Consider the following 19472-nt stretch of genomic DNA (forward strand, 5'->3'; position numbering starts at 1 on the left):
GGGAAATCGCCCCGGCCAAGAAAACGGCGCAGCGGGGCGGGGCATATCGCCCACCCCGCGCAAGGCATTGAAAAACGGGCCTATTCGGCGAGTACCCGGGTCGTCGGGAAGCTGATTTCCACCAGCGTGCCGCTGCCGTGGTCGGAGGTGATGGCAAAGCTCGCCCGGTTGGCCTCCGCCAGCGCCTTGGTGAGCGGCAGGCCGAGGCCGGTGCCGCCGCTGAAGCGCGAGGTGTGGAGCTGCCGGAACGGCTCCAGCGCCATCTCGATCTCCCGCTCGCTCATGCCGACGCCGGTGTCGCGGACCCGGAGCGTCACCTCGCCATTGTCTTCGAGCGCGGTGGAGACGATGACCTGGCCGCCCGGCGTGTTGAACTTGATGGCGTTGGACAGGAGATTGAGCACGATCTGGCGCAGGCTCCTGGGATCGGCGACGACCTTCGGCACGGACGCCGGCAGGCTGGTGCGGATGATGATCCGGGCGCGGTTGGCCTGCGGCTGCAACAGCGCCACGCCCTCCTGGATGATCTCTGCCGGCGACACCGCCTCGAAGGTGAGCTCCAGCTTGCCGGCCTCGATCTTGGACAGGTCCAGGAGATCGTTGACGAGGCTCATGATGTGCTCGCCGGAGGTGTGGATATCGCGCAGATAATCGCGGTAGCGGTCGTTGCCGATCGGCCCGAAGCGCTCCTCCATCATCACTTCGGAAAAGCCGATGATGCCGTTCAGCGGCGTGCGGATCTCGTGGCTGATCTTGGCCAGGAAGTCGGATTTTTGGGACGAGGCATCCTCGGCCTTGCGTTTGGAGGCGGTCAGTTCCTCCTCGGCCTTCTTCCACTGGGTGATGTCGCGCAGCACCGCGCAGTATTTGCGGTCGCCGCCATAGGCCGGCGCCGCGCCGGCCCGCTCCGAGGTGTCGTCGAGCCGGCCGATGGTCATGAACAGCGGGATCAGCCCGCCCTGGGCGGCAAGGCCGATGACCTCGCGGCCGTCATTGAGGAGGCTGGCGACGCCGTTCCTGGTCAGCCCGTCGAGATAGTCGGTGGCCGAGCGCCGGCTTTCCGGGGCAAGGAACTGCACCAGCCGGCGGCCGATCATCGCCTCGCGGTCGCTGCCGAAGAGCGCCTCCGCGCTGGCGTTGACGCCGAGGATGGTGCCGTCGCCGTCGAGGATCAGCGTGCCGTCGGTGGCGGTGTCGAGGATGGTCTCAAGCTCACGGACGCGGTGCCGGGCGCTCGCCAGTTCCGGGCTCTCCGCCGGTCGCTCCGCGACGAGGCGCGGCCGGGAGCTTCCCGGCTCTTCGGCCGGGCGGAACGACATCATCAGCGCGTTGCCGTCGTTCCACGGCACGGCATGGAGCCGGGCCATCACCGAGACGAGGTCGTCGTCGCGGCGGCGCAGGCGCACATAGCGGTCGGCCGGGCCGCCGGCATCGCTCTCGGAGGGGCCGTCGGCTTCCTCGCCGGGGCCGACGATGATGGCGTCCAGCCCGCCGGCCTCGTCGAGGGCGTCGAGGCTGTCATAGGCGATCAGGTCGAGCATCGGCTGGTTGGCGTAGATCACGGTCTGGTCGCGGGCGATCAGCACGCCGACCGGCAGCCGGTCGAGAAGGCTCGGATCGATCTGGCGCGGCTTGTAGGAGGCAAAGGCGGAGGGAAGCGGCACGACGTTCTCCGCCTCCGCGCCGTCGGTTTTCAGCGCGGTTTCGGCAACCTCGTCGTCGTCGCCTTCCAGCCGCGCGCCGAGCGCATCGGCTATCTGGCGGAACGCCTGCAGTTCGGGCTTCGACAGGAGCGGCGCGCTTGGCGTGGTGCGCAGGATCGCCGGCGGCTCATCCCGCGGCTCGTATCGCAGTTCGGGGGCGAAGACGTCGGCTTCCCGCTCGGCGATGTCGTCGGCCGGTTCTTCGGGGTCGGCCGTTGCGCCGATCTCCGATTCGGCTTCCGGTTCCCCGGCCGGTTCGGCCTCGGTGGCCGCAGGCCCTTCGTCTTCGGCCTCCGGTTCCGCGGCCGTCTCGGCCTCCTCCGGCGTTTCGTCGCCGGAGGACTGGATCCGGCGGGCGATTTCGTCCATCGCGCCGGACGTAAGGCCGACAGCAGTCACCGATGCTGCGGTGTCGGCGGTCTCGGCGGTCTCGGTGTTTTCCGTGTCCGGGGCGTCGGTCCCATCCGGCACGTCGCTGGCGATGCCGTCGCCGAGATGGCGTCCGGAGGCGAGCGGGTCGAACTCGGCTTCCATCGTCCGGCAGACGCCGAAGCCGCGATAGCCCTCGAATTCGCGGCCGCGGCCGAAGGCGGGCAGGGCGGCGAGATCGACGGGAACGCGCAGGTCCGTGCCTTCGACCGGCCAGTCGACGGTGATCCCGCTCCAGGTGTCCTGCTTGGAGATCGCGGCCGAGACCTCGTCGGCCTTGGCGAGCCGGTAGCGTTCGGCGACCTCCGGCCAGGTCCGGTCGACGATGCTTGCCGCCGCCGGGCCGACGGCGTCGGCGAATTCGTGGCTGACGAAGGTGAAGGTGCCGTCCGTATCCATCTGCCAGACGAAGCGGTGCGGCCGCTCCCGGCGCTTGAAGGTGAAGGCGGCCGGCGTCGGCGCCTCGTGCGGCACGCTCGCGGGCGCTTCCGCAGCGGTCGGGGCGGGGGAGGGGATGTCTTCGTCGGCGGCCGCCTCGGCCACATTGCTCTCTTCGGCGGCCTCAGCCGGCGCGTCTTCGGAGATCGTTTCGTCCGCGACATCGGCCGGCGGCACTGCCGCGTCGTCCGTTTCCTCGCCGGCATCGGCAATGCCTTCTTCGGCATCGGATGCCGAAAGCTCCGACGTCTCCTCTGTCGGCCCTGCGTCGGCTTCGGCGGGCTCCGGAGCGCTCTCCGGCGCGTCGGTCGCGTCCTCATCGGGCTGCGGGCGCGCTTCGCCGACGGGCGAGGGCGTGGCAATCGTCTGCTGCACCATCGGCGGCAGGTCTGTCCTCTTCTCGCCGTTGCCCTGCGGGGCGTCGTCGCTGGACCAGTCCTTCGGCAGGTCGGGCGTTCCGTCGCCCGGCGCCGCCGCCGGCTCCGCCGGCCGCCGGCGCTCCGACATCGACGGCACCGGCACGCCGGGCCAGGCCGTCGCCATCGCGGCGGGGTCGGCCGCAAGGGCCGCCGCCTCGCCAGGCGTTGCCAGAAGCGCGATCGCCTTGCCGGTATCGCCGAGCCGGGAAATCAGCATGCGCCGGCCGGCAAAGGCGCCGGAGAGCGCGGTTGCCGCCGTGGCGCCGTGCGAAAGCGCGCTGCCGACGGCGGCCGCGACCGTGTCGGGAATGTCGGCCGGGGCCGGAAAGCCGGGCCCCGCGGCAACGATGGCGCCATCGGCGTCGATGACGGCGGCGCGAAGGCCGTTGCCGCCGAGGACGGCGCAATCGTCGGAAAGGCGCTGTTCGGCGTCCTCCGGCGCATCGATCATCTCGTTGAGCCCGATGCCGAGGACGACGGGGTCCGCATCGCCCCGCTCCACGACCGTGCACAGCACCGGCGTGCTGACCGCCGTCATGCCGCGATAGAGGCGAAGCTGGACGATCTTCGGCCGGTCGGCACCGCTTGTCGCGAGCCGGGCGATATGGCCGGCAACGCCGCCGCGGGAAAAGTCGCGACCGGCAAGGGCGGCAAGGGTCCGCGCCCTGAAGAAGCGGGTGCCCGCGGCATTGGCCCACAGAATGCGGCGGCCGCTGGCGTCCCAAAGCCAGACTGGCCGCGCATCGCCGAAATGGGCCCCGATGCGCGGATCGCCGAGGAAATCGATAAGCTGTGCGGCGGATATACTCATACGTTTTCGGTCCGTCGTGCCACGGCCGGCCCCGATATTCGGCGCCGCGGGCCTTAGGTGTCGACCCCATGTCCTTTAATACTTTGTTAATATATAGTATTCGCGATCGCGTCCATCATCGGACCCGGTCCCGGGCGGCAAGATTGCCGACAGGGTAAACGCCGCCCGGGCTGGGAGATTTATGTTGCGGTGCAGCATTTTCGTTGATAGGTTGCGGCCACGTCGGGCGACCATCGATAACAACAACGCGGCCGGCGACGGATTCACGCTTGGGAGTAACCGCAAATGGCAACCAAAAAACCGACCGGCTTCGAGATGCCGGATCAGTTTCGGCAGATGGCCGAAGGCAACGTCAAGCAGGCCCAGCAGGCCTTCGACGAAATGATGTCGGCGATGCAGAAGGCCGTGACGACGGTGGAATCCTCCGCCTCCACGGTCCAGACCGGCGCCCTCGATTTCAACAAGAAGGCGCTCGGCTATGCCGAGGAGAACGTCGCCAAGGCCTTCGAATATGCGACGAAATCGCTGCAGGTCGCGGACATGCAGGAGCTGATGCAGCTCCAGAACGAGTTCCTGCGCACGCAGATGACCGCGCTCGGCGAACAGGCCCGCGAGCTCTCCGACGCCGTCACCCGGACCGCCACGGAGGCGACCAAGAGCGGCGACAAGTAGGCGCCGGTCCGCCCCTTTGCGATAATGGAAAGGCCGGTTCCCGCCGGCCTTTTTTGCGTTCGGCTCCCGGCCTTGCCGCTATCCCCTTCAGAAAACGCGGATTTTGCTGCAGCGCAAAAAAATATTGCATTGCAGCAAAAGTCTCCCTATATTGGGTCGCAGAGTTGAGGGGCAGACATTCTGCCAGTTCCGGTATCGGCACCGACGGCAACGGGTCGGGCGGGGCCTGCCAGGAAGCAGAGTTTCCCATTCGTTCCGCGCGGATCACCTGGCGACGGACAACCGAGGAGAAAGACAATGGCCACCACCGAAAAGACCACCAAGACCGCTGCCAAGCCGGCCGCCAAGGCCGCCGAGGACACCTTCGCCATCGGCAATATGGGCAATATGGAAGTCCCGACCGCCATGCGCGAGATGGCCGAGAAGAGCGTCACCCAGGCCCGCGACGCCTACGACAAGTTCCGCACGGCCACCGAGGACGCCACCGGCATGATGGAGGACTCCTACGAGACCTCCCGCCAGAACGCGATCGAGTTCAACAGGAAGGCGATCGACCTGGTCAAGGAGAACGCCGACGCGACGTTCGACTTCTTCAAGGACCTGCTCGGCGCCAAGTCGATGGCCGAGGCGATCGAGCTGCAGACCGGCTTTGCCCGCAAGCAGTTCGAGGCCGCCGGTTCCCAGGTCAAGGACATGCAGGAACTGGCCACCCGCGCCGCCACCGACGCCTCGCAGCCCTTCAAGGAAGTGTTCGAGAAATCCTTCAAGAACATCAAGGTCGCTTAAGCTTCCTCCCACGACCTGATGTTAGCCTGGCGCCCGGTGCATCGCACCGGGCGTTTTTTTATGGTTTTTGAAGGCGGTAGGGCAACCGATTCGCGGCCCGGCCAGCGCTCCGGCGAGGGATTTCGGGGCGCTTTCCGATTGGCCCGATGCCCTCTTGAAAAGGCGGCGGTTTCTCCATATTGTCCGCCAACGTTTCGCCTGTGCAGCTGTAGCTCAGTTGGTTAGAGCGCCGGATTGTGGATCCGGAGGTCGTAGGTTCGACCCCTACCAGCTGTACCATTTCTCCAGAATTCGGCCGATTTCCCCCGCGCGTAGCCCGCGCCCGCGCCGTCACGATTGTGCGTAGACCGCGTAGGCATCATAAAAGTTGCATAAATGGCACACGTCCCTTGGTAGAAATACCAAGTGCTTTTTGGGGAGTATCGAGGCCGCGCCGAATGCGCTATTGTTCCCTTGCATGCTGGAGGACTTAAGGCGTGTTGAACGACGCTGGCTCGTGTGGCCCGCCGTTCAACACGCCTTCTTTTATGTGCAAACGCCTGGAAGTAGCGGGGCGTAAGGCCTCAACCGGATACGGCGGATACCCTCAGAATCGGTAGCCGGCCTCGTCAAGGAACGCCTTCAGCGCCTCCGGAAACGGGACCGAGACCTGGTCTTCCGGCTTGCAGCTTTCCATCGGCTGGCCCGTGCGGCAGATGTCGTAGCCCTCGTCCTGGGGCGCTTTCTTGTAGGCCTCCAGCATCGCCTCCCAGGCCTCCTTGCCTTCCCCGACCAGCGATTTCTGCGCCACCCAGCCGGCATAGAAGCCGGCGGCGAACTCGCCGTTGCGGTCCGCGGCCCAGCCCTCCATCGCCTTGATCCAGGTGCGGTGCTTCTTTTCGAAGCGCTTGTCGCGGGTGACGTCCACCGGCTTGCCGTTCCGGATGGCGAGAATCTTCAGCGGTGCGGCGCTGCAGGCGTAGCAGTCGAAGGCATAGAGGAAGCGGTTGTCGATGATCACCAGTTCCCCGGTGCCGTCGCCGTCGGCATCCTCCAGATAGTCGCCGCCGCCATCCCAGTCGCCGATCACATGGGCCGACCATTTGCCGGCCTTGTCGGCGGCCGCGACGATCACCCGCGTGCAGCAATGGGCGCCGCCCGAATAGCTGGAAAAGACGACCTCGGGCGTGGCGTTCCCCGGATCCATCTCGGCGATCTCGGCCGCGCCCTGGCGCCAGTCGGAGCCGGCCGACACGCCCTCGGTGCGCAGAACGGTGCGCCCGTCGACGATCACCTCTAGGAGCGGCACCACCTCGGTGGCGCCGCCGCTGATCTGCGGCTCGGCGATGACCCGAGCCGTGATGCCGCCGGCGCTGACCTCGACCCGCTCGTGCTCGTCGTCGAGTTCGGCCCTTGGAAAGCTGGTCTCCGCCACGGCGGATGCGACAAGGAAAAGGCCGAAAAGTCCGGCGATGGTGGCCGACAGAATTGGTGCGCGCATGTGTTTGAGCCCCCGCTCGTTTCCACCTTCGGCGTGGCCCGGTGTCCGGATAGCGTTCGCCGCCATGCGTACTCCGGTGCATTTTGGGGCGACTATATCGGCAGTGCGCCGCCCCGTCATCGTCTTAAACGGCCAGAATGCTGCCCCTTTCGAGGGCCTCGCGTGCCAGCGCGACCGCTTCCCCGGTGTCGCCGGAGGCATCGACCCGGGCCCAGGTGATGGTGCCGAGGTCGTAGGTGAGCTGGCGTTCCACCACCGAGACGTCGGCGTCGGAGGCATCGCCGGTGCGCGCCTCGACGCGGGCAAACAGCGTTTCGGCCGGCGCTTCCAGCCACAGCCCCTGGAAGGGCACCTCCACCGCCTCGGCGATCCGTTCCGCGGCCGCGCGTTCCGCCGGCATGGAGAATACCGCATCGAGCACCACCGACTGGCCGGCAGCGAGCGCCGTGCGCGCCTTGGCGATGATCCGGTGATAGACCTCGTGGGTGACCTCCAGCGTGTACGCGTCCTCCGGCAGGTGCTCGGTCTCCGGGATCCCGAAAAGGTCCTTGCGCTCGATGTCGGAGCGCAGCACCAGCGCCCCCGGCGCCCGGTCGAGATGCGGTGCAACGGCCGCGGCGATCGTCGACTTGCCGGTGCCGGAAAGCCCGCCGACCGCATAGAGCCGCGGCGGCGCCGGGTCCATCAGGGCGCGGGCGAGCGCGAAATAATCGCCCGCCTGGGCCGAGGCCTCGGCAAAGGCGGCGCCGTCCAGATGCGCCAGCCGCGACGCCGTCACCATCGCCCGGATCCCCGCGCGCAGCGCCATGAAGAAGGGCAGGGCCGCCAGCGCCTCGAAATGGTCCGGGTCCGGCCGGTGCGCCAGATAGCGGCAGAGCACCCGGTTCGCGGCCCGGTGGTCGCCGCGCTGCCACAGGTCCATGAGCAGGAAGGCGAGGTCGTAAAGGACGTCGTTGGTGGCGATCGAATCGTCGAACTCGATGGCGTCGAACAGCACCGGCTTGCCGTCGAAGCAGGCGATGTTGCCGAGATGGCAGTCGCCGTGGCAGAGCCGGATATGGCCGAGCCGGCCACGCTGCTCGATCAGCGGGGTGAGGCGGGCGAGTGCATCCTCCATCGCATGCGACAGGGCATGGACCTGGCCGATGTCGAAGAGATCCGGCCATTCCTTGAAGCCGGCCTCGTTGTTGGCGATGTAGCCGGCAAGGCTTTTCAGCCATGGCAAGGCGTCGCGCTTCGGCGCCCGCTCGTGGGAGGCCGCGATGCGGGCGACCAGCGCATCGACCAGCCGGTCGCTGAGCGGGCCATGCTCGGCGATGCGGTCGAGCGTCTCGGTCTCGTCGAAGCGGTTCATCCGGACCGCCCACGCAACGGGCGTTCCCGCGCCGCCGATGGCGAGCCCGCCATCTGGCTCGCGGGTGATGGCGACGACGTCGCGATAGATCTCCGGCGCGTTGTCGCGGTTGACCTCGATTTCGCGATGGCAGGCGCGGCGGCGTTTCTCCAGCGTCGAAAAATCGAGAAAGGGATAGCGCACGGCGCGCTTGATCTTCAGCACCTCATCGCCGGCAAGGAACACCATTGCGGCGTGGGTGTCGATCCGCCGCACGTCCTGCTTGAGCCCGTAAGTCTTTGGATCCTGGAGGAAAGCGACGATTTCGCCCTGGTCCTGCATGACGTGCTGGCGGTGCCGGGTGTTGTTGCTCATTGTGCGTTTCCCCATCTGTTGAAGACGGTGGACTCCGCCCGGGCGACATTTGTTCGTGCCGTCACAAATCCGTTGACGGATGTCGCTCTGGTGGAGTTCGATTGCGACAGATCGTTGAATCTGTTCAGCATAAGTTGAAAGCCGTGTGGGGGAGTGACGCCATGGAACATCTCGGACTGAAAAAGATCAGGTTGAATCTGGCCCGCACCAAGGAACACCCTGGTGGGTCGTCCCTGCATGGCTACGAGTTCATTGCTCCCCTCGATGATAACGGCCACATCGATCCCGTCGAATGGAAAAAGCAGCGCATGCATTGCCGCGTTCGCCGCTTCTGGGGCGACGAGGAGGAGGATCTCGGCCATCTGGTCCACCGCCGCGGCGGAACCTGGGCCTTCCACTACGACATCGACGGCGACGAGGACGACGAGGCCGGCTACAAGTTCGGCGAGCACCCGTTCCGGCCCGGCGAGTACGTCTCCATCCGCGACGAGGACGGCGACCTCTACACTTTCCAGGTCGTCACCGTCGTCGACGTCTGAGGCCGGCCGGCACCAACCAGGGCGGGCTGCGGCAAGCGGTCACAGGATCGGAAAACCGGTATCCGGCCCGCCGCCATGCAGGCGGCGAGGCCGCCGATGCGGCGTTGGTCGCAGGCCCGGTAGCCCATCAGGGAAAACCCGGAAAACTCCGCATTTCTGTCGGGGCCGCGGCCGTCCCGCCGTGGTGTATTTGCGCGCCTTGATTGAGGTATTTCCGAGTACCATCCACCTCTTCTCTCTCGCTCCGCACTGGCTGCCGACCACCGTCATTGACAAAGATCAAAGCAACCGCGGGGCCATTCAGGAAGATGGAGTGGATATCGGGCCGACGTCGACGGGGTAACGCTCGTTCGGTCGGCCGCAAGGTGTGAAGGAGAGAAGACGACAGAACGCGCGTGGCAGGACAAGGACCGGTCCCCGGTCGAACGCTCCGACAGGCTTTGAAGCGGATGTCCGCTGCCGGTCGAAGCCGATCCCGAGGGTATTGAGGCCGCCCGCATCGCGATCAAGTCGAAATCCTGAGCTTTTCAAGCTTCCCCCCTTGTGTCGCTCCAATTGAGCAACACACTGCCGCGTCCCTGGTGGGCGCGGCATTTTTTTTGATTTGTCGCCGTTTTCCGCTCCGCCACTTGCGCGCGGGCGCCGCCCCGCGTAAGCCCGGACCATCCCCTCGCGATCCCCTTCCAGTGAGAGACCATCGGACATGAGTGCGAATATGCGGACCGGCGGCGAGCTTGTTGTGGACGCCCTTGTCGCCAACGGCGTCGACCGGGTGTTCTGCGTTCCGGGCGAGAGCTACCTGGCGGTGCTCGACGCCCTCTACGACACGGAGATCGCCGTCACCGTCTGCCGCCAGGAAGGCGGCGCGGCGATGATGGCCGAGGCCGACGGCAAGATGACCGGCCGGCCGGGCATCTGCATGGTGACCCGCGGCCCCGGCGCGACCAACGCCGCCTCCGGCGTCCATGTGGCGCGCCAGGATTCCACGCCGATGATCCTGCTGGTCGGCCAGATCGCCCGCGACCAGCGCGACCGCGAGGCCTTCCAGGAGGTCGACTACCGCCAGATGTTCGGCGGCATCGCCAAATGGGTGGCCGAGATCGACCAGGCCGAGCGCGTCCCGGAATATATGGCCCGCGCCTTCACCGTGGCGATGTCCGGCCGTCCCGGCCCAGTCGTGCTCGCCCTGCCGGAGGACATGCTGCGCGAGCTGGCGCCAGGAAAGACCGTCCCGGCCGCGTGCCCGGTGGAGGTCTCGCCCGGATCGTCTCAGATGGAAGCGGTGGCGGTGACGCTGGCAACGGCCGAGCGGCCGATCGTCATTGCCGGCGGCGCGCGCTGGAGCGAGGAAGGCCGCGCGGCGTTGCAGCGCTTTTCCGAACGCTTCGACCTGCCGGTCGCCTGTTCGTTCCGCCGCCAGCACCTCTTCGACCATACCCACCCGAACTATGCCGGCGACGTCGGCCTCGGCATCAACCCGAAGCTGGCCGAGCGCATCAAGGGCGCCGACGTGGTCATCCTGATCGGCGGGCGCATGTCGGAAACGCCGAGCCAGGGCTACACGCTCTTCGACGTGCCCATGCCGCACCAGACGCTGATCCACATCCATCCGGACGCCGGCGAACTCGGCCGGGTCTACATGCCGGCAATGGCGATCAACGCCAGCCCGGACGCTGCCGCCGGCGCGCTGGACAAGCTGGTGCCGCCGGCGGCCCGCGACATCTGGAAGGCGGCGACACGGGCCGCAAACGGCGATTATCTGGAATGGTCGGTCCCGCCGGAAGATATCCCCGGCGACGTCCAGCTCGGCGCCATTGTCGCAAAACTCCGCGACGAGCTGCCGGCCGATACGATCATCACCAACGGCGCCGGCAACTACGCCACCTGGATCCACCGCTTCTGGCGCTTCCGCAAGCTCGGCACCCAACTCGCCCCGACGTCGGGCTCCATGGGCTACGGCGTTCCCGCCGGCGTCGCCGCCAAGCTGCGCTGGCCGGACCGCACCGTCATCGCCATGGCCGGAGACGGCTGCTTCCAGATGACCGGCCAGGAATTTTCGACCGCCGTCCAGTACGGTGCAGCCCTCATCGTCGTCGTCGTCGACAACGGCATCTACGGCACCATCCGCATGCACCAGGAGCGGAACTATCCCGGCCGTGTCATCGGCACGGACGTCGGCAACCCGGACTTCGCGGCCCTCGCAAGGGCCCATGGCGGCCACGGCGAGACGGCGACGAAAACGGAGGAGTTTTTCCCGGCGTTGGATCGCGCGCGTCAAAGCGGCAAGCCCGCGATCCTCCACGTCCGCATCGACCCGGAAGCGATCACGCCGGCAACGACCCTCTCGGCGATCAGAGCCGCGGCGAAGAAGGCGAGGGGGGCGTAGGGCTGGCTGGCGTCAGTGCACCGCGCTGCTCGTTGAAGCCCCGGTCCCACCCCATCCTCGGCCGTCACCCCGGATTTAGTCCGGGGCCTATTGCCCCTACCCACGCGGTATGCCGTCGGTGAAGGTCCTCGGGCTTTGCGCGGGGCACCGTCGTGCGTAGTGCCGCAACGGCATACCGTGTCGAGGTGGGCAATGGATCCCGGCTCAAGTCCGGGATGACGACTGAGTTTTGGGGCGCCGTGAGGCGTCCTCCGCCGTCATTGCTGTGCGAGCGCAGCGAAGCAATCCAGAGCGGCGTTGCCGATAGCGTATCGCGTTGCCCGTTGAAACGCCGACCGCGCCACACCCTCCGCCGTCACCCCGGCCCCCGAGCCGGGGCCTATTGTCCCTGCCCACGCGGTATGCCGTCGGTGACGTTCATCGGCCTTTGCGCGGCGCGCCGTTCGTCGCGGAGCCGCGCCGGCATACCGTGTCGAGGCGGGCAATGGGTCCCGGGTCAAGCCCGGGATGACGACTGAGTTTTGGGCTGGCATGTAAGATCATCGAGCCCGCAGGGCTCGCAAGGCCGACCGCCCGCCGGCGCCGTAGCGCCGCCCCCGCGGAGGCCAGCGAGCGTCAGCGAGCGCGCGGCCGCGAGCGCCCCCGAAGCCCCCAGGCTTCGCAAGGGCGACCGCCCGCCGGCGCCGTTGCGCCGCCCCCGCGGAGGCCAGCGAGCGTCAGCGAGCGCGCGGCCGCGAGCGTCCCCGAAGCCGTCAGGCTTCGCAAGGGCGACCGCCCGCCGGCGCCGTTGCGCCGCCCCCGCGGAGGCCAGCGAGCGTCAGCGAGCGCTCGGCCGTGAGCGCCCCCGAAGCCGTCAGGCTTCGCAAGCCCGAACGGGCGCCGGCGCCTATGCGCCGCCCCCGCGGAGGCACGCGCGCAACGCGTCTGCCGTAAGCGAAAACGAGGGCCGCGAGCACCCCCGAAGCCCCCAGGCTTCGCAAGGGCGACCGCCCGCCGGCGCCGTTGCGCCGCCCCCGCGGAGGCACGCGCGCAGCGCGTCTGCCGTGAGCGCAAACCAGAACCCTGAGTGAAAAAACTACCCAACCTTCTCCAACTGCGGCACCGGCGATGCATCCGCGTCGGGCGTCACTTCCAGCGTCACCTTGGCGATGGAGCGGTCGTCCTCGGAGGTGCGGACGGAAAAGCCGAGCGCCTCGCAGATCGCCAGCATGCCGCCGTTCTCGTGCAGCACCTCGCCGTTGATGACCTTGATGCCGTCGGCGCGGGCGTATTCGATGATCTGGTTCATCAGCACCCAGCCGAGGCCGAGGCCCTTCAGGGGCGAGCGGATGAGGACGGCGTATTCGCCCGTGTCGTGGTCGGCGTCGGCGTGCAGGCGGACGACGCCGAGGAGCTGGCCGGTATTGCCGTCAAGCGCGATGAAGGCCATCGCCCGCGCATAGTCGATCTGGGTCAGCCGGGAAAGGAACGCGTGGGTGAACTCCTTGATCGGCGCGAAGAACCTCAGCCGCATGTCCTCGTCGGAGACCTCGGCGAAGAAGTCGTCGTAGAGCACCTCGTCTTCGGGGCGGATCGGGCGGAGGAACACCGGACGGCCGTCCTTCAGCGTGATGTTGCGCTCCCATTCCTGCGGATAGGGCCGGATGGTCAGCCGCGGATGGCCGAGCTTGTGGCGGCTGCGGTCGACCGGACCGATGGCGACGCGCGCATCGAGCACGACCATGCGGCCGGACTCAATGACGATCGGGTCGAGGTCGAGGTCGCGGATCTCCGGGAAGTCGATGGCGATCTGCGACAGCCGCACCAGCAGATGGGCGATCGCCTCCGGGTCGATCGCCGCGCTGTGCCGCGAGCCGGCGAGCACATGGGAGATGTCGGCGCGCTGCAGGAGGAGGCGCGCAAGGTTGAGGTCGAGCGGCGGCAGGTCGACGGCAAGGTCGATGACGCCTTCGGAGACGACGCCGCCGAGGACGATCAGCGGACCGAACACGGGATCGTCGGTGATGCCGCCGACCAGCTCGTGGGCGTGGCGGGCATCCAGCATCGGCTGGACGACGACGCCGTCGATGCGCTTGTCGGGGTGCTCGGTCGCCATCCGCTCCAGCATCTTTTCCGTCGCATCGGCAACGGCGGCGGGCGAGGGCAGGTCGAGCCAGACCCCGTCGACATCGGAATGGAACGGGATGTCGGGAGAGGCGATCTTGATGGCAAAGCGCCGCGTGCCGGTGGCCAGCCGATGGGCGGCGACCTCGGCCTCCGCGCCGTCGGTGACGACGATCGATTCCATCACCGGGATGCCGTAGGCCGACAACAGGATGCGCACCGAGGTCGGGTCGAGCCAGTTGCGCCCGGCGATCAGGCAGCGCTCGATGACGGTGCGGGCGCGCACGGCCGCCGGCGTGAAGCCAGCCGGCAGGCTCGGCGGCGTGCGCATCAGGAGCTCCTGGCCTTCGGCGTAGCGCACCAGGTGCATGAAGCCGCGCACGGCTTCCGACGGCGTGCGGTAGCAGGGAATGCCGGCCTCTTCCAGCATTTGCCGCAGCGCCGGGTCCTCGTCGGCGAGCACCACCGTCACCGGCTTCTTCTTCATGCTGGCGCGGCGGGTCTTCTTGGCCGTCTCGGCAATCGCGGTGACCGTCTCTGCCGTGGAGATGAAGGCGTTCGGCGCAATGACGACGAGGACGCCGTCGGTCTGCTTGTCGGCCATCAGCGCGGCGATGGTGTGGGAGAAATGCTCCGGCGGGGCATCGTTGTCGAGCACGAACGGATTGGCATTGGCGGCCGCGGGCCTCAGGAACTTCTTCAGCTCCTCGCGGCTTTCCGGGCTCGGCTTGGCGATCTGGCCGCCGCCCGCCTGCAAGCGGTCGGAGGCGACATTGGCGAGTGAATGGCCGTTGCCGACGATGGCAAGGCGCCGGCCGAAGCCGGGCTTGAAGCGGCTGACGGTCTCGGCTGCATCGAACATCTCGTCGAGGTCCCGGACCCTGAGCAGGCCGGCGCGCTGGAACGCCGCGTCATAGGCGGCATCGGGGGTGGCGAGACGGGCGCTTTCGGTGAGTACCTCGTCGCGCCGGTGGCCATAGGCGCCCGAGCGCAGCACGATGACCGGCTTGGAACGCGCCGCGGCGCGCGCCGCCGACATGAAGAGGCCGGGATTGGAGATCGATTCCAGGTGCAGGAGGATCGCCCGCGTCCGGTAGTCGTTGGCGAACCAGTCGAGCATGTCGCCGACGGAGATGTCCGTCTTCTGGCCGAGCGAGACGACGCCGGAAAAGCCCACATGGTGGGCGGCGCCCCAGGCGAGCATGGCGTTGACAACGGCGCCGGAGCGCGAGACGAGGGCGAGGTCGCCGGGCGTCGCGCTGTGTGCGGACAGCGAGACGTCGAGCTTGGCGTGCGGCGAAATGATGCCGAGGCTGCCCGGGCCGACGACGCGGATGCCGCAGGCACTGGCCGTCTTGACCATCCTGGCGCGCGTGTCGTGGTCCCAGGCATCGAAGCCGGACGCCATCAGGACGACGGCCTTCGTGCCCTTGTCGGCAAGGGCTTCCAGGTCGCGCGCCGACGTCTCGGAGCCGGCCAGCAGCACGGCAAGCTCCGGCGCGGCGGAAAGCCCGTCGATGGTATCGGAACGCGTGAAGCCGTCCGGGATGTCGCCGTCGATGGCGCAGGCAATCCTGTCGCCGGGAAAGCCGGAGGCGGCGATCCTGTCGAAAAGGATGGACTTGGCCTTGTCGCCGAAGCGGTTGGGGCCGATGACGCCGAGGCTGGCCGGCCGCATCAGGACGTCAAGGTTTCGAACGGTCATGGTGTCACCCGTAAACGTTGTGCGTTACGTGCAACCCTGAACGTTTCGCCCTGCTGGAGTATCTGTTCTGTCCGGGTTTCGGACTCTTTTTTGGGCACCGAATCACCGATTGCGCGTGAATCCGGGATCGATTCTGCCAGAAAAACGCGCCGCACTCGACGCGTCCGGAGAAAAGCTTTTCGGCTTCAATCATGACAAAATCACGATTGCTGAAGGACTATTTCGGGTCTTTCGGCCCGTTGGCAAGCCAATAGACCGTGATCAGCCAAGTATAATCCGTCTACAATCCGCCTAGAAGCTTGCCTGGAAACGGTTTTTCGTCGCAGGCAACAGTTGCCGCGAAAACGCCCGGGTGCGGGGCACCCGGGCGCGGAATCTGCCGAAAGGGTTAACGGTTTCGGCCTGGTGCGGCGTCAGTGCGCCATCATCACCGGCACGGTCATCGACTTCAGGATAGAGCGGGTGGCGCCGCCGATGATGAACTCGCGCATCCGGCTGTGGCCGTAGCCGCCCATGACGACGAGATCGATGGCGTTGTCCGCCACATAGTTGAGCAGCGTGTCGCCGACGCCGGTCGGCGCCATCGGGATGCGGTCGATCTCCACCTTGAGGCCGTGCCGGGCGAGATAGAGCGCGATGTCGGCGCCGGCCTCGCCTTCGGAGCGGGAGCCGTTTTCGACGCACACCACGGTGACCTTCTTGGCCAGTTCCAGCATCGGCAGGGCGGCATGGACGGCGCGGCTCGCCGTGCGGCTGCCGTCCCAGGCGACCATCGCCTTGCGGTCGGCGAAGGTCGGCGAGGAGACATAGGGCACCAGCAGGAGCGGCACACCGGAATCGAACAGGGCGGCCTCGATCAGCGCCTCGCGCAACGGCTCGGGATGGTCGGCGTCCTCCTGGCCGATGACGACGAGGTCGGAGAGCCTTGTGCGGGCGAGAAGGCCGCCCCAGGCGCCGTCGCCGATGGTGACGAGGCTGGTCTCGCCGTTGATGTCGCTGCGCTTGATGGCGTCTTCGAAGCCGGCTGCGGCCTTTTCCGCGCGCTCGCGGGCCTGGCGGATGGAGGCTTCCAGGAAGTCGCCGGGGATCGGCGCGGTGACGTAGCCGGGCACCACAGGCTCGACGATGGGCGACAGCCCGGTGACGTGGGCGCCGACGAAGCGTGCGACTTCCACGGCCATCTTCGGAGCCGGTCCGTCCCGGTTGAGGTCGAGAACGGTGACGATGTCCTTGATTGCCATTTTTCCCTCCTCGCCAATGATTGGCGACAATTATGGACCAAAACGCTGCGCTTTGCCTTGACCCGTCTCAAAAACCGGCGCGCGCCATACATGCTTTAAGGCGTTGCGGACGATCGGTAAATCGCCGAACGGCGGTCATCTGAAAGGTTTCAGGGTTTCCCGTGCGATGATCAGCCGCTGGATCTCGCTGGTTCCCTCGTAGATGGTGGTGATGCGGGCGTCGCGGGCGAAGCGCTCGAGCGGATAGTCCTTCATGTAACCCGCTCCGCCGTGCAATTGCAAAGCCGTATAAGTGGCGCGCTGGGCCGCCTCGGTGGCGTAAAGCTTGGCCATGGAGGCTTGCCGCACGAAGGGCCGGCCGGCTTCCTTCAGCCAGGCCGCCTGCAGGATCAGGAGGCGGGCCGCTTCCAACTCCGTCTCCCGGTCGGCGATCATCCATTGCACGCCCTGCATGTCGGCGATCGCCCGGCCGAACTGCTCGCGTTCCACCGCATAGGCCTTGGCAAGGTCCATGGCGGCTTCGGCAATGCCGAGCGCCAGCGAGGCAACGCCGATGCGCCCGCCGGTGAGTTCGCCAACGGCGATCCGGAACCCGTCATTGACCTCGCCCATGACGGCATCGGCGGGGATGCGGCAGTCCTGGAAAGTGACCTCGTTGGTGGCCGAGCCGGTCTGGCCCATCTTCTTTTCCGCCTTGCCGATGGTCATGCCCGGCGCGCCGGCCTCCACCAGGAAGCAGGTGATGCCCTTGCCGCGTGGCGCCTCCGGGTCGGTGACGGCCCAGACGACGAAGACGCCGGCGTATTCGGCGGACGAGATGTAGAGTTTCGCCCCGTTCAGCACCCATTCGTTGCCGTCCATGACCGCGCGGGTTGTCATGGAGGAGGGATCGGACCCGGCGCCGGACTCGGTGAGGCAGAAGGCACCGGCCGGGTAGCTGCCGTCGCAGAGCTTCGGCAGGTGGCGCGCCTTCTGCTCCTCGGATCCCACCGCCTGGATGACCTCGCCGACCATGTTGGTGACGGAGACGGTGACGCCCGTCGCCGCGCAGGCCCGCCCGAATTCGCGCACGGAAAGGGCGAAGGCGACCGTGCCGGCGGCGCTGCCGCCATGCTCTTCGGTAACGTTGAGGCCCATGAAGCCGTTTTCGGCGAGAAGCTTCAGATTGGCAAGGAACGGCTCGCGGCCGCCGCCCGCATCGAGCGTCTCGGCAAGCGGCGCCAGCCGGTCGGCGGCGAGCCGCGCCGCGGTCTCGCGGATCAGCCGCTGCTCCTCGGTCAGGTCCAGATCCATCGCCCGCTGTCCTCCCTCAGGCAATTTTTTTGTTACCAGAGCCGCCGGCGTGTTCCCGCCCTAAAAGAGCTGCCCCTGGTCCGGCTTTTTCGTTTTTTCAGGCTTCGCCTTCGCCGGCTTCTTCTTCGGTGTCGTCGTTTTGGCTTCGCCCGCGATTGCGGCCACATGGCCGTCGGCAAGCTCGATGTCGAGCACGTCGCCGCCGGAGATCGCCGCCGCGCTCGACACCGGCACATTGTCGGCGTCGCGCAGGACCGCAAAGCCGCGCGCCAGCACCCGCTTGTAGGAGAGCGATTCCATCAGCTTGGCGGTGGCGGCAAACCGTGCCCGGCCGCGCTCAAGACGGAGGAGGAGGGCGGCGCCGAACTGGCGCTCGGCACTGTTCAGCGCCTTTCGCGCGTCCGCCGCCCGCGCCGCGACGAGCCCCGGCCGCAGCCGGCCTGCGCGGGCATCGAAGCGCGCCCGGTGCCGGTTGAGGGCAAGGGTGAGGGCGTGGCGCCGCCGTTCGCCCGCCCGGTCGAGGTCGCGCCGGCGCGTCTCCAGCGCCCGCTGGACGAGGCCGAAGGAGACCCGGGAAGAGACCCGGGCATAGCGGGTGGCATGGGCGTGGGTGTTGGCGCCGAGCGCCCGGCCGAGCCGGCCCGCGGCAACGTCGAAGCGCTGGCGCGGCACGGCAACAAGATCCTCCGGCTTCGGCAACACCCGGGCAAGCGCCCGAAGCTCGCGCCGCCTGCCGTCGAGATAGCGCAGGAGCCCGGCGAAATGGCGCCGCGCGAGGTCGTCGATCGCGGCGATCAGCTCGGAGCGCACCGGCACGGCCATTTCGGCCGCGCCCGTCGGCGTCGGCGCACGCAGATCCGCGACATGGTCGATCAGCGTCGTGTCCGTCTCGTGGCCGACGGCGGATATGAGCGGAATTTGCGACTCGGACGCCGCCCTGACGACGACCTCCTCGTTGAACCCCCACAGGTCCTCAAGGCTGCCGCCGCCACGCGCGACGATGAGGATGTCGGGACGCGGCACCTTGCCGCCGGGGGTGAGCGCGTTGAAGCCGCGGATCGCGGCGGCGACTTCCGCAGCCGACGTCTCGCCCTGGACCCGGACCGGCCAGACGACGACGCGGACCGGGAAGCGGTCGTCGAGCCGGTGCAGGATGTCGCGGATGACGGCGCCGGTCGGCGAGGTGACGACGCCGATGACCTTCGGAAGGTAAGGCAGCCGCTTCTTGCGCTCCGCATCGAACAGGCCCTCGGCGGCGAGTTTTTTCCGGCGTTCTTCCAGCAGCGCCATCAGCGCGCCGACGCCGGCCGGCTCCAGACGGTCGATGACGATCTGGTATTTCGACGAGCCCGGATAGGTCGTCAGCTTGCCGGACGCGATCACCTCCAGCCCTTCTTCGGGCATGAAGCCGAGCTTGGAGAAGGCGCCGCGCCAGATCACCGCCTCGATCCGGGCCTTTTCGTCCTTCAGGGCGAAATAGGCATGGCCGGAGGAATGGCGGCCGCGAAAGCCGGAGATCTCGCCGCGCACGCGCACATAGCCGAAGGCGTCCTCCACGGTCCTTTTGACCGCAAAGGAAATCTGCGACACGGTGAACTCGCCGACATTCGATGGAGAATCGGTCAAGCTGCTGCCTCCTTCCGGTGCCAAGGGAGACATGGGCCTTGCCGGCGGTCAAGCGCCGCGGGCGCCCACCCGCCTCAGCCGGCCTGCCGTTTCGGCAGCTTCGGCCGCAACCCGCGAAATCGGCGAAAGAGGG

11 protein-coding genes and 1 tRNA gene are annotated in these 19472 nt (G+C 67.6%); 5 read left to right on the plus strand and 7 right to left on the minus strand.

Annotation, left to right across the window (positions count from 1 at the left end):
• Positions 1-80: 80 nt before the first annotated feature.
• Positions 81-3800 (minus strand): ATP-binding protein, encoded by a 3720-nt coding sequence (locus M2319_RS12040; RefSeq protein ID WP_264601706.1) that lies wholly within the window; start codon positions 3798-3800, stop codon positions 81-83.
• A 285-nt stretch (positions 3801-4085) separates the two neighbouring features.
• Here M2319_RS12040 and M2319_RS12045 point away from each other — a divergent pair, with 285 nt between their 5' ends.
• The 3 genes from M2319_RS12045 to M2319_RS12055 all read left to right on the plus strand — a co-directional run bounded on the left by M2319_RS12045 (position 4086) and on the right by M2319_RS12055 (position 5537).
• Positions 4086-4472 carry a phasin family protein gene (locus M2319_RS12045; RefSeq protein ID WP_264601707.1) on the plus strand — a complete coding sequence of 129 codons (387 nt, stop codon included), beginning with the start codon at positions 4086-4088 and terminating at the stop codon, positions 4470-4472.
• A gap of 297 nt (positions 4473-4769) precedes the next feature.
• Positions 4770-5258, plus strand: a complete 489-nt coding sequence (locus tag M2319_RS12050; protein WP_264601708.1) for a phasin — start codon at positions 4770-4772, stop codon at positions 5256-5258.
• Between the two features lie 202 nt (positions 5259-5460).
• Positions 5461-5537, plus strand: a tRNA-His gene (locus M2319_RS12055).
• 307 nt (positions 5538-5844) lie between these two features.
• Here M2319_RS12055 and M2319_RS12060 read toward each other — a convergent pair.
• Both M2319_RS12060 and M2319_RS12065 read right to left on the minus strand, forming a co-directional pair.
• Positions 5845-6738, minus strand: a complete 894-nt coding sequence (locus tag M2319_RS12060) for a hypothetical protein (protein WP_264601709.1) — start codon at positions 6736-6738, stop codon at positions 5845-5847.
• Positions 6739-6862: 124 nt separating this feature from the next.
• A complete protein-coding gene (locus M2319_RS12065) occupies positions 6863-8446 on the minus strand; it encodes a bifunctional aminoglycoside phosphotransferase/ATP-binding protein (RefSeq protein ID WP_264601710.1) in 1584 nt (527 codons plus the stop codon).
• A 161-nt stretch (positions 8447-8607) separates the two neighbouring features.
• On the opposite strand from M2319_RS12065, the gene M2319_RS12070 reads away from it, so the two are divergent.
• Entirely contained in the window at positions 8608-8985 is a 378-nt protein-coding gene (locus M2319_RS12070; protein WP_264601711.1) for a hypothetical protein, read from the plus strand.
• 715 nt (positions 8986-9700) lie between these two features.
• Complete coding sequence (locus tag M2319_RS12075; RefSeq protein ID WP_264601894.1) at positions 9701-11371, plus strand: thiamine pyrophosphate-binding protein; 1671 nt, start codon at positions 9701-9703, stop codon at positions 11369-11371.
• A 1075-nt stretch (positions 11372-12446) separates the two neighbouring features.
• On the opposite strand, the gene M2319_RS12080 is transcribed toward M2319_RS12075, so the two are convergent.
• From M2319_RS12080 to xseA, 4 genes are all read right to left on the minus strand, one after another.
• Entirely contained in the window at positions 12447-15179 is a 2733-nt protein-coding gene (locus tag M2319_RS12080; RefSeq protein ID WP_264601712.1) for a bifunctional acetate--CoA ligase family protein/GNAT family N-acetyltransferase, read from the minus strand.
• Between the two features lie 413 nt (positions 15180-15592).
• Positions 15593-16420: a universal stress protein gene (locus M2319_RS12085; RefSeq protein ID WP_264601713.1), complete on the minus strand. Its 828-nt coding sequence runs from the start codon at positions 16418-16420 to the stop codon at positions 15593-15595.
• 135 nt (positions 16421-16555) lie between these two features.
• Entirely contained in the window at positions 16556-17713 is a 1158-nt protein-coding gene (locus M2319_RS12090; RefSeq protein ID WP_264601714.1) for an acyl-CoA dehydrogenase family protein, read from the minus strand.
• Positions 17714-17773: 60 nt separating this feature from the next.
• A complete protein-coding gene (gene xseA, locus M2319_RS12095; protein WP_264601715.1) occupies positions 17774-19372 on the minus strand; it encodes an exodeoxyribonuclease VII large subunit in 1599 nt (532 codons plus the stop codon).
• Positions 19373-19472: the final 100 nt, after the last annotated feature.

This window comes from Rhodobium gokarnense (assembly GCF_025961475.1).
Classification (GTDB): Bacteria; Pseudomonadota; Alphaproteobacteria; order Rhizobiales; family Rhodobiaceae; genus Rhodobium; species Rhodobium gokarnense.